Genomic DNA, 10,714 nt, shown 5'->3' with positions numbered 1-10,714 from the left:
CCGGCGACGGTCCTGCGCGCGGGGCGCACGGTGCCGGCGCGTGACCGCCGTCGTCCAGCCGGCGCGTAGCCCTTTCGTGGTGCCGGCGTACGACCGGTTCCGCCGGCGTGTGAGCTTGCCCTGGTGGGCGCCCGGTTCGGCTGTCAGTGGGCCCCGCTAGCCTCTTTCGACGTGAATGCCCGTATCACCGACCCCGAGCAGCTCAAGGAGCTCTTGGGGATCCCCTTCACCCCGGAGCAGACGGCCTGCATCACCGCGCCGCCTGCGCCGCAGGTGATCGTCGCCGGAGCCGGATCCGGCAAGACGACGGTGATGGCGGCCCGGGTCGTCTGGCTGGTGGGCACCGGCCAGGTGGCGCCCGAGCAGGTGCTCGGCCTGACGTTCACGAACAAGGCGGCCGGTGAGCTGGCCGAGCGGGTGCGCGCCGCCCTGGTGAAGGCCGGCGTCACCGACCCCGACGCTCCCGGGCTGCCTCAGCAGCGTGCGGGGGACCCCCCGGCCGCCGGCCTCCCCCCGCCACCTGAAGACGGCCTCCACCCGGGCGAGCCCGTCATCTCCACGTACCACGCCTTCGCCGGGCGGTTGCTGACCGACCACGGCCTGCGCATCGGCCTGGAACCCACCACGCGCCTGCTCGCCGACGCGACCCGGTTCCAGCTGGCCGCCCGCGTCCTGAGGGAGGCCCCGGGCCCGTACCCGGCGCTGACCCGCTCCTTCCCCGACCTCGTCAGCGACCTGCTGACCCTCGACGCGGAGCTGTCCGAACACCTCGTGGACCCCGAGGACCTGCGGGCCCACGACGCCGAGCTGCTGCACACCCTGGAGAACGTCAAGCTCAGCAACGCCGACCTGCGCAAGGTTCCCGAAGCCGCGGCCGCCCGCCGCGACCTCGCCGCACTCGTGGCCCGCTACCGCGCCGTCAAGCGCGAGCGGGACCTGATGGACTTCGGTGACCAGATCGCCCTGTCGGCGACGCTCGCCCGTACCCGCCCCGAGGTCGGCCGCATCCTCAGGGAGGAGTTCCGCGTCGTCCTCCTGGACGAGTACCAGGACACCTCCGTGGCCCAGCGCATCCTCCTGGCGGGCCTCTTCGGGGGCGGCACCGGACATCCCGTCACCGCCGTGGGCGACCCCTGCCAGGCCATCTACGGCTGGCGCGGCGCCTCCGTCGCCAACCTCGACGACTTCCCCCGCCACTTCCCGTACGCCGACGGCGGCCTCGCCACCCGCCACGCGCTCAGCGAGAACCGCCGCAGCGGTGGCCGCCTCCTCGACCTCGCCAACGGCCTCGCCGCGCCCCTGCGCGCCCGGCACGCGGGCGTGCAGGCCCTGCGGCCCGCCCCCGGCGCCGAGCGCGACGGCACGGTCCGTTGCGCGCTGCTGCGTACCCACGCCGAGGAGATCGGCTGGCTCGCCGACTCCCTCGCCCACCTCGTGCGCACCGGCACCCCACCCGGCGAGATCGCCGTCCTGTGCCGCACCGCGACCGACTTCGCCGAGATCCAGAAGGCGCTCGTCGCCCGTGAAGTCCCGGTCGAGGTGGTCGGCCTGTCCGGCCTGCTGCACCTGCCGGAGGTCGCGGACCTCGTCGCGGTCTGCGAAGTGCTTCAGGACCCCGGTGCCAACGCGTCTCTGGTGCGCCTGCTGACCGGCCCGCGCTGGCGTATCGGCCCGCGCGACCTGGCCCTGCTGGGCCGCCGGGCCCGGCTGCTCGTCCGGTACGAGCACACGGCGCCCGGCGACCCCGATGACGCCGACCGGAGGCTCGCCGAGGCCGTCGAGGGGGTCGACCCCGCGGAGGTGGTCTCGCTCGCCGACGCCCTGGACACCTTCCTGGAGACGCCGTTCGGGCCCGACTACCAGGACGACGGTCTGCCGTTCTCCTCCGCGGCGCGGGTGCGGTTCGCGTACCTCGCGGCGGAGCTGCGTGACCTGCGCCGGTCGCTCGCCGACCCGTTGATGGACGTACTGCACCGGGTGCTGGCCGTCACCGGCCTGGAAGTGGAGCTCTCCGCCTCGCCGCACGCCCTGGCCGCGCGCCGTCGTGAGACCCTGTCGAACTTCCTGGACATCGCGGCGTCCTTCGCCGCCCACGACACCGAGGCCACCCTGCTCGCCTTCCTCGGCTTCCTGCACACCGCGGCCCAGTACGAAAAAGGCCTGGACAACGCCCTGCCGGGCGGTGAGAACACCGTCAAGGTGCTCACCGCCCACAAGGCGAAGGGCCTCGAGTGGGACGTCGTGGCCGTCCCAGGACTGGTCAAGGGGACCTTCCCCAGCACCCAGGGACGTGAGAAGTGGACGGCACAGGGCAAGGTGCTGCCGCACTCCCTGCGCGGTGACGCCGCCACCCTGCCCGACGTCGGCGAGGTCTTCGACGCCCCGGCCATGCGCGCGTTCCACGAGGCGATGAAGGACCACCAGCACACTGAGGAACTACGCCTCGGCTACGTCACGTTCACCCGTCCCCGGTCCCTGCTGCTGGGCTCGGGGCACTGGTGGGGGCCGTCGCAGAAGCGGCCACGCGGGCCTTCGGAGTTCCTCCTCGCGCTCTACGAGCACTGCGTCGCCGGACACGGCGAGATCGAGGCCTGGGCCGCCGAACCGGACGAGGACGAGAAGAACCCGGCCCTCGAGGACGTGGCCGCCGACCAGGCCTGGCCGCTGCCGCTCGATCCCACCGCGCTGGCTCACCGCAGGGCCGCCGCGGCGCGGGTGCTGGAGCACGTCGCCGCCCTCACCACCGCGCCGGACGCCGCCGAGGACCCGCCGGACAGCACCGCAGTCCCCGGCGCCCGCAGTGCGCGCGCAGCCGCCTCTGCACGTCCCGACGGCGTCGGCGCTGCAAGCCCCGACGCCTCCGGCGCCGGCGGCGGCCCGCCCTCCTCCGCAGGCCCCGTACCCTCCGAGAGCCGCGTGGACCCGGGCGAACCCACCCCCGAAGAAGCCCGCACCATCGCCTCCTGGGACCGGGACCTCGACGCCCTCACGGAGGAACTGCTCCGCAGCCGGGAAGCGGTGACCGAGATCCCCCTGCCACCGTCGCTGACGGCCACCGAACTGGTACAGCTGGCCGCTGACCCCGACGGGTACGCCCGGGAGCTGGCGCGTCCCATGCCGAGGCCGCCCCGGCCCGCCGCCCGCCGGGGCACCCGGTTCCATGCCTGGGTGGAGTCCCGGTTCGAGGCGTTGCCACTGCCGTTGCTCGACCCCGAAGAGCTCCCAGGGGAGGACGCCGAGATCGCCGACGAGCACGACCTGGAGGTGCTCAAGGAGGCCTTCGAACGCACCCCCTATGCGCATCGCGCGCCGTACCGCGTAGAGGTGCCCTTCCAGATCGACCTCGCGGGCCGTGTCGTACGCGGCCGTATCGACGCGGTCTACAAGGAGGAGAAGGGGGACAAGGAGGGCGACGGCGCCGACGTCACCTACGAGATCGTCGACTGGAAGACCGGCCGCAGCCAGGGGCCCGAGGGCACCGCACCCGCCGACCCGCTCCAGCTCGCCATCTACCGGCTGGCCTGGGCCGAGCGGCACGGCATACCGCTGCGATCCGTACGGGCCGCGTTCGTGCACATACGCACGGGCCGGATCGTCCGCCCCGAGCGGCTACCGGGCCGGGCGGAACTGGAGCGCCTCCTGGTGGACGGACCAGGGGCACCGGACGAAACGGCCTCGTGAACCTTGTCACAGCGAGACGGTGGTCAGCGGCTGAGGCGGCCCACGGGACGGAGGCCCTCTTCCACGGGCCGTTAGGCTCGAAGCCATGAGCAAGCCCGTTGACAGCGCCGTCGACACCACCCATCCACCTCCACGGGAGCGTCGTGCCCGCTTCCGTCCCGCCACCACGCAGCGGCCCCCCACTCCGCCCGCACCCCCCGCGACCCTCCGCCGGGACGGCGTGCACAACGGCACAGACGCCCCATGCCGCGTACCGAGTGGCTCTCACGCCCCGGACCGCGCGCCCGGCGGCGCACGTCACACAGGACGCGCCGTCCCGTCCGCCCACGGCGCACGCCGTCCCGACACGTCCTGCCGCATGCCTCGCCGCACCACGCCACCGAATCGACCTTTGCACCGGGGGAGCTGGAAGCAACCGTGACCACCTGGACCGATCCCATCGACGGCCGCATCGGCGACCGCCCGCTCTCGCTCGCCACCCCGAGCGGCATCGACCGCGCGGCGCACCACCGGATGGACGAGGCATGGCTGGCCGCCGCGTGGAGCCACCCGACGACCCGGGTCTTCGTGGTCTCAGGCGGCCGGGTACTCATCGACGAGACCTCGGACGGCAGCACCGAACTCGTGATGACGCCCTCCTTCGAGGCCCCGCTCACCGAGTCGCACCGCTACTTCCTCGGCACCGACGACGACGGCGTCAGCTACTTCGCATTGCAGAAGGACTCCCTGCCCGGTCGCATGGACCAGTCCGCGCGTCCCGCCGGGCTGCGCGAGGCGGGCCTGCTGCTGTCGCCCCGTGACGCCGGTCTCATGGTGCACGCGGTCGCTCTGGAGAACTGGCAGCGCCTGCACCGCTTCTGCTCACGCTGCGGCGAACGCACCGTCATCGCCGCGGCCGGCCACGTCCGTCGCTGCCCGGCCTGCGGCGCGGAGCACTATCCGCGTACCGACCCCGCGGTGATCATGCTGGTCACGGACGACGAGGACCGTGCGCTGCTGGGCCGCCAGATGCACTGGCCGGAGGGCCGGTTCTCGACCCTGGCGGGTTTCGTCGAGCCCGGTGAGTCCATCGAGCAGTCCGTGCGCCGCGAGGTCCTGGAGGAGGCCGGTGTGGTCGTGGGCGAGGTCGACTACGTCGCCAGCCAGCCGTGGCCGTTCCCGTCGAGTCTGATGCTCGGCTTCATGGCGCGCGCCCTCTCGTCCGAGATCACCGTGGACGGCGAGGAGATCTCCGAGGCCCGCTGGTTCTCCCGGGACGAGCTGGGGGCCGCGTTCGAGTCCGGGGAGGTGCTGCCCCCCTACGGGATCTCGATCGCGGCCCGCCTCATCGAGCTCTGGTACGGCAAGCCCCTCCCGAAGCCGACCACAGCCGCCATATAGCGGCTGCCCGGACGTTCGTCCCGGGCAGCCGGCCCGTACCCGGCCCGGCGCGTTCTCGAGCGAGGGAGCGCTCGGGGTGTGAGCGGCGCGGACGCACCGCGTGGCTCACACCCCTGCGTCGCTCACACGCCCAGCTTCTGCTTGACCTGGGCCAGCGAGGGGTTGGTCAGCGTGCTGCCGTCCGGGAAGAGCACGGTCGGGACCGTCTGGTTGCCGCCGTTCGCCTTCTCCACGAAGGACGCCGACTCCGGGTCCAGCTCGATGTTGATCTCCTCGTAGCCGATGCCTTCGCGGTCCATCTGGCCCTTGAGGCGGCGGCAGTAGCCGCACCACGTGGTGCTGTACATCTTCACCGTGCCCGGCATGTCTCTTACTCCTTCATGGGTGGGGCGCGTCATGCACTGGACGGAACGCTCGGGGACGTCGCGCCATTCCCCATGCTCAGGAGGAGCCTTCCCGGCGGCGCCGCCGGACGGCCAGGAAGGCCAGCCCGCCGAGACCTGCGGCCGTCAGGGCTCCTGCGGCGGCCACGTAGGGGGTGGCGCCCGTGCCGTTGCCGGCGGGGGTGGCGTCGGCGGCGGAGTCCGCGGCGAGTGCCGTGTCCGCGTGATCCCCTGCCTGGTCCCGTCCGCTGCCGGCGGCGGCGGGGGAGTGCGTGCCGGCCGCACCGGCCTTCGCTTCGGGGGTGGGCGTCGGGCTCGCACCGGAGCCGGAGCCCTGCGCGTGCCCGTGACCGTGGCCGTGCACCGAGACGGTGAGTGCGGCCTTGTCGTTGGCCGCGTTGTGGTCGAAGTCCGGGTGGATGCCGTAGACGGACGTCACCTTCGCCTCACCCGAGGTGGTGGGGGTGCCTCGGTTTACCTTCAACTGGAACGTGTACGAGTGGACCGAACCCACCTCGAAGGTGTGGTCGCTCGGGTAGCACACGTACACCGGCTTGCCGGGCTGCGAGGGGCCGCTCGGCCCGTCGATGTCGAACGGCTGGCAGTCCGAAGGCACCCGGACGGCGACCGTGCCCGGCGGGACGGTCACCATGAGCGCGGGCTGGTCGTCGCTGTCGTTGATGCGCACCCAGCCGGGGCCCGCATTGCGCAGCGAGGCCCGGAGGGTCACCGTCCGGCCCGGGTGGGCCCATGCCTGGTCGCCCACGGCGACGAAGTCGGCCGAGTTGTCCGCCTTCAGCAGCGTCTGGTGGTAGCTCTCGGCGGATCCCCCGCCGGAGGCGCCGGGGTCTGCGCCCGTGGCGCCGGTGCCGTACTCCACGGCCTCCATGAGCGCCTTCGACAGCACCTTGATCGGCACGGGCACGGTGGTGCTCGCGCCCGGCTGCAAGGTGACATCGAGCCGGCAGAGGGCCTGATGTTCCTGGTCGGAGGCGGTCGAGTAGGTGCAGCCTGAGTCCGATCCGGGGAAGGCGAGACCGCGGGTGAGGCGGATGCGGAAGAGGAAGCCGTCGGCGGGCGCCGTGCCGTTGTTGGTGACGGTCACCGTGTCGTGGCGGACCTCTCCCGGTTGCAGCGTCACCGCCGGCAGTTCGGACACCACCAGATCGGGCTGGGCGTGGCCGTCCGCCGAATCGCCGGAGGCCTGGACGGCCGGGGCCAACGCGAGAACAGGCACAGCGGCCGCCAGGACTGCGGCCGTGCGCAGGGATGTGGACGGACGACGGGGCTGGCGCTGGCGCTGACGCACGGCGACTCTCCTCGATCGGTGGGGGCGTACGCCGGTCGGGCGACGTACGCGAACGATGGACGACGGCGAAGCAAACTTCCGACGTACGGAAGGTTCTGGCGCTGCCTAGACCGCCGGGATCGTCATGGGGTTGTAGCCCGGTAAGGCAAAGGTTTGATCACGCCCCGTCCTCTCTGGCGTCACGCGAGCACCGCCGGCCACTGCTGCACGCCGGAATTACGGCTTCCGCGCGAACCCAGGGCAACTCGTATGACTATCTCCGCCCCCCTGTGGACAACTGGCTCCCGCGCCACAGCGACCTGGCAGCATGGCGGGGTGACATCAGCGACGCATTCGACCCTCTTCCCGCCCGGCTCAGGCTCTTTCGGCCAGGTCACGGCGCCCCCTCAGGGTGCCGACGCGGTGCTGGACGGGCTCGATCCGGAGCAGCGCGAGGTGGCCACCGCGTTGCACGGGCCGGTATGCGTCCTGGCGGGTGCCGGCACCGGCAAGACCCGCGCCATCACGCACCGCATCGCCTACGGCGTGCATGCGGGCATCCTCCAGCCGGCCACGGTGCTCGCCGTCACGTTCACCAACCGCGCCGCCGGCGAGATGCGCGGCCGGCTCCGCCAGCTCGGTGTCATCGGCGTCCAGGCGCGCACGTTCCACTCCGCTGCGCTGCGCCAGCTCCAGTACTTCTGGCCCCGGGCGGTCGGCGGGGAGATGCCGCGGCTCGTCGACCGCAAGAGCCAGCTCGTCGCCGAGGCCGCGGCCTCCTGCCGGGTCCGCCTGGACCGCACCGAGCTGCGGGACGTCACGTCCGAGATCGAGTGGGCCAAGGTCACCCAGACCGCCCCCACCGACTACACCTCCGCCGCCACCGCGTCCGGCCGCCTGCTGCCCCGATCCGCCGCCGAGATCGCCCAGCTCTACGCCGCCTACGAGGACGTCAAGCGCGACCGCTCCGTCATCGACTTCGAGGACGTACTGCTGCTCACCGTCGGCATCTTGCAGGACCGTGCCGACATCGCCCACCTGGTGCGCGACCAGTACCAGCACTTCGTGGTGGATGAGTACCAGGACGTCAGCCCCCTCCAGCAGCGTCTCCTGGACCTGTGGCTCGGCGAGCGCGACAGCCTCTGTGTCGTCGGGGACGCCAGCCAGACCATCTACTCCTTCACCGGCGCCACCCCCGACCACCTGCTGGACTTCCGGGCCCGGCACCCCGGCGCCACCCTCGTCCGGCTCGTCCGCGACTACCGCTCCACCCCCCAGGTGGTCCACCTGGCCAACGGCCTGCTCGCCCAGGCCCGCGGTCGCGCCGCCGAGCACCGGCTGGAGCTGGTCTCCCAGCGCGACCCGGGCCCCGAGCCCCGTTACGTGGAGTATCCGGATGAGCCGGCCGAGGCCGAGGGCACCGGCCGCCGTATCCGCGATCTGATCGCCTCCGGCGTGCCGGCCGGCGAGATCGCCATCCTGTTCCGCACCAACTCCCAGTCGGAGACCTACGAGCAGGCGCTCGCCGACGCAGGCGTCCCGTACCAGGTGCGTGGCGCCGAGCGGTTCTTCGACCGCCCTGAGGTGCGGGAGGCGGGCGCCGCCCTGCGGGCCGCCGCCCGCTTCGGGCAGAACGATGCGGTGCTCAGCACGGCGGAAGGCCTGTCCGCTCAGGTCAGGGCAGTTTTTCGAACCAAAGGATGGGCGCCGGAGCCGCCGGCCGGATCCGGCGCCGTGCGGGAGAAGTGGGAGTCACTGGCGGCCCTGGTCCGCCTCGCCGACGACTTCGCACGCGCCCGGCCGGACGCGACCCTGGCCGACCTGATGACCGAGCTCGACGAGCGCGCCGGTGCCCAGCACGCCCCCACCGTCGACGGTGTCACCCTCGCCTCGCTGCACGCCGCCAAGGGCCTGGAGTGGGATGCGGTCTTCGTCGTCGGCGTCGTCGACGGCATGATGCCGATCAGCTATGCCAAGACCGCCGAGCAGATCGAGGAGGAGCGCCGCCTTCTCTACGTGGGCGTCACCCGGGCCCGCCGGCACCTCGCCCTCTCGTGGTCGCTGTCCCGCACGCCGGGCGGCCGTGGCGGCCGTATACCGAGTCCGTTTCTGGAGGGTCTGCGTCCCAGGTCAGGAAAGCCCGGTCCGACGGCGGCGCGCGGTACGGGCGCGGCGGGCGGCATCGAGTGGGGCAACACCGCACCCCCGCGGCCCAGGAAGCGCACGCCTGCCCGCTGCCGGGTCTGCGGCCGCACCCTGACCGACGCGGGCGCGATGAAGCTGATGCGCTGTGAGGACTGCCCCTCCGACATGGACGAGGCGTTGTACGAGCGCTTGCACGCCTGGCGTGCCGAGCAGGCCCGGCGGGCCGGACAGCCCGCGTACTGCGTCTTCACGGACAAGACCCTCGTGGCGATCGCCGAGGCCATGCCCGAACAGGAGAGCGATCTGGCCCGCATCCCGGGGGTCGGCATCCGCAAGACGCGCCGGTTCGGAGCCCAGGTGTTGGCCCTTTGTGCAGGTGACGAGCGTGCGGAGGACGGCTCGGACGACTGATGCAAACTCGTCGAAAAAATAGTTTGCGTAGGCGCCATCCATCCCCATAGGTTCTTGCCATCGGAAACGGATGCTTCTCCGAAGCCCCGGTTTCGTGGTGTACTTGACAGTCGTTGGATCGGCTCCGGCCGGTCCCCGAGACGCCGAGAGGAGGCGATTGAAGTGATCAGCATCAACACCGGTTCCATCAGCACGAAACTCGACGATCGTTCGATCGCCGTTTCCTGCCTGCTCGGTACCTCGCCCCTGGGCACCGGCCTGTCCGGCATTCCCGCCGTCCGGTCGGCGTCCTCCATGTCCCTCGCGGGCCTCGGCGTCCGTGAGCGCAATCTGCGACCGACCCTGGCACCGGAAGCAGTAGCAAAGGCAGAGACCACGGTCTATGCCTTTGCGGCAGCCGGTGCCGGATACCCCAAGCAGACGCAGCAGCACCACACGATGTGGGCCTTCCGTGGGCTCGAACCCTGGAGAGATCCAGCCTGATCGATCAGGCCGGCGCCTTCAGGGCCGCGGAACCCACATAAGGGATCCGCGGCCCTTCTGTTTTCCTCACCGGAAGACAGAGCGAGGGGGCCTCGGGACAGGAACAGATCCGGTACCAGCCACCCGGCCCACCGGCCGGAACGACCAGACGAGGAAGACGAACCGTGCAACTCGAAGCGCACGCCCCGTCCGTACCGCCTTCAGACACGATCCCACCGCCCGGCCTGACAGAGGACTCCACCGTGACTCCGCTCACCACGCTCACCGCGCTCGACGACGCCATCGAGAACCTCGGCGTACCCGTCCCCTGCCGCTCCTACGACCCGGAGGTCTTCTTCGCCGAGTCCCCGGCAGACGTCGAGTACGCCAAGTCCCTCTGCCGCACCTGCCCGCTGGTCGAGGCCTGCCTCGCCGGCGCGAAGGAGCGTCGTGAGCCCTGGGGCGTCTGGGGTGGCGAGCTGTTCGTCCAGGGTGTTGTCGTCGCCCGGAAGCGGCCGCGTGGTCGCCCGCGCAAGAACCCGGTGGCGGCATGAGCACCATCGGAACCATCGATCGTCCAGCGACGCACGACCCCATGAAGCAGGCCCCGATGCAGCCGACCCACTCTGAACCCCTGGGTTCCGCGACACCGGACACCCGCACCATCGGCGCGAGCGACTCGCGTCAGAACAGGACCCGCGAAATGCAACTCATCCCAGAAGCCCTGGCTCGTGCGCACTTGCACGACCAGCTGCGCGACGCGGACGGACAGCGTCGGGCCTTGCGCCTGGCAGCCGCCCGCCGTATGCAGCGTCGCGCCGAACGCGCGTCGCTGCGTGCCCGCCGGGCACTGGCCATGGCGGTCATGCAGTAACCGCCGACAGGCCCGTCCAGAATCGCGCGACGGCGTCACGATCGTCACGGCAGTGCCGTCTCCCGGAGTTCCGGGGGGCGGCACTGCCGT

Annotated in this window: 8 protein-coding genes; 6 read left to right on the top strand and 2 right to left on the bottom strand. The window is 71.9% G+C overall.

Features of this window, described 5'->3' with window-relative positions:
- Positions 1 to 171 precede the first annotated feature (171 nt).
- Positions 172 to 3,681: an ATP-dependent helicase gene (locus tag NQO67_RS24095; protein WP_255952291.1), complete on the top strand. Its 3,510-nt coding sequence runs from the start codon at positions 172 to 174 to the stop codon at positions 3,679 to 3,681.
- 417 nt (positions 3,682 to 4,098) lie between these two features.
- A complete protein-coding gene (gene nudC / locus NQO67_RS24090; RefSeq protein WP_255952290.1) occupies positions 4,099 to 5,061 on the top strand; it encodes an NAD(+) diphosphatase in 963 nt (320 codons plus the stop codon).
- A 122-nt stretch (positions 5,062 to 5,183) separates the two neighbouring features.
- On the opposite strand, the gene NQO67_RS24085 is transcribed toward nudC, so the two are convergent.
- Positions 5,184 to 5,426, bottom strand: a complete 243-nt coding sequence (locus NQO67_RS24085; RefSeq protein WP_255952289.1) for a mycoredoxin — start codon at positions 5,424 to 5,426, stop codon at positions 5,184 to 5,186.
- A 76-nt stretch (positions 5,427 to 5,502) separates the two neighbouring features.
- Complete coding sequence (locus NQO67_RS24080) at positions 5,503 to 6,753, bottom strand: COG1361 family protein (RefSeq protein ID WP_255952288.1); 1,251 nt, start codon at positions 6,751 to 6,753, stop codon at positions 5,503 to 5,505.
- A gap of 249 nt (positions 6,754 to 7,002) precedes the next feature.
- Here NQO67_RS24080 and NQO67_RS24075 point away from each other — a divergent pair, with 249 nt between their 5' ends.
- From NQO67_RS24075 to NQO67_RS24060, 4 genes are all read left to right on the top strand, one after another.
- Complete coding sequence (locus tag NQO67_RS24075) at positions 7,003 to 9,288, top strand: ATP-dependent DNA helicase UvrD2 (RefSeq protein WP_255952287.1); 2,286 nt, start codon at positions 7,003 to 7,005, stop codon at positions 9,286 to 9,288.
- 162 nt (positions 9,289 to 9,450) lie between these two features.
- Positions 9,451 to 9,771 carry a hypothetical protein gene (locus tag NQO67_RS24070; protein WP_255952286.1) on the top strand — a complete coding sequence of 107 codons (321 nt, stop codon included), beginning with the start codon at positions 9,451 to 9,453 and terminating at the stop codon, positions 9,769 to 9,771.
- A 164-nt stretch (positions 9,772 to 9,935) separates the two neighbouring features.
- Positions 9,936 to 10,304: a WhiB family transcriptional regulator gene (locus NQO67_RS24065; protein WP_255952285.1), complete on the top strand. Its 369-nt coding sequence runs from the start codon at positions 9,936 to 9,938 to the stop codon at positions 10,302 to 10,304.
- Positions 10,301 to 10,624, top strand: coding sequence for a putative WhiB-interacting protein (locus NQO67_RS24060; protein ID WP_255952284.1), 324 nt, complete (start codon positions 10,301 to 10,303; stop codon positions 10,622 to 10,624). The genes NQO67_RS24065 and NQO67_RS24060 overlap by 4 nt, the downstream gene beginning before the upstream one ends.
- The last annotated feature ends 90 nt before the right edge of the window (positions 10,625 to 10,714 follow it).

This window comes from Streptomyces odontomachi, from assembly GCF_024435355.1.
GTDB classification, from domain to species: domain Bacteria; phylum Actinomycetota; class Actinomycetes; order Streptomycetales; family Streptomycetaceae; genus Streptomyces; species Streptomyces odontomachi.
Note: the sequence above shows the minus strand (reverse complement) of the source record. Positions and strands in the feature narration are given on the sequence as shown.

What these genes read in the sequence shown, in the direction of transcription:
- NQO67_RS24085 (WP_255952289.1), bottom strand. Translation starts at nt 5,426, where the DNA reads ATGCCGGGCACGGTGAAGATGTACAGCACCACGTGGTGCGGCTACTGC.
- NQO67_RS24060 (WP_255952284.1), top strand. Translation starts at nt 10,301, where the DNA reads ATGAGCACCATCGGAACCATCGATCGTCCAGCGACGCACGACCCCATG.
- NQO67_RS24075 (WP_255952287.1), top strand. Translation starts at nt 7,003, where the DNA reads ATGACTATCTCCGCCCCCCTGTGGACAACTGGCTCCCGCGCCACAGCG.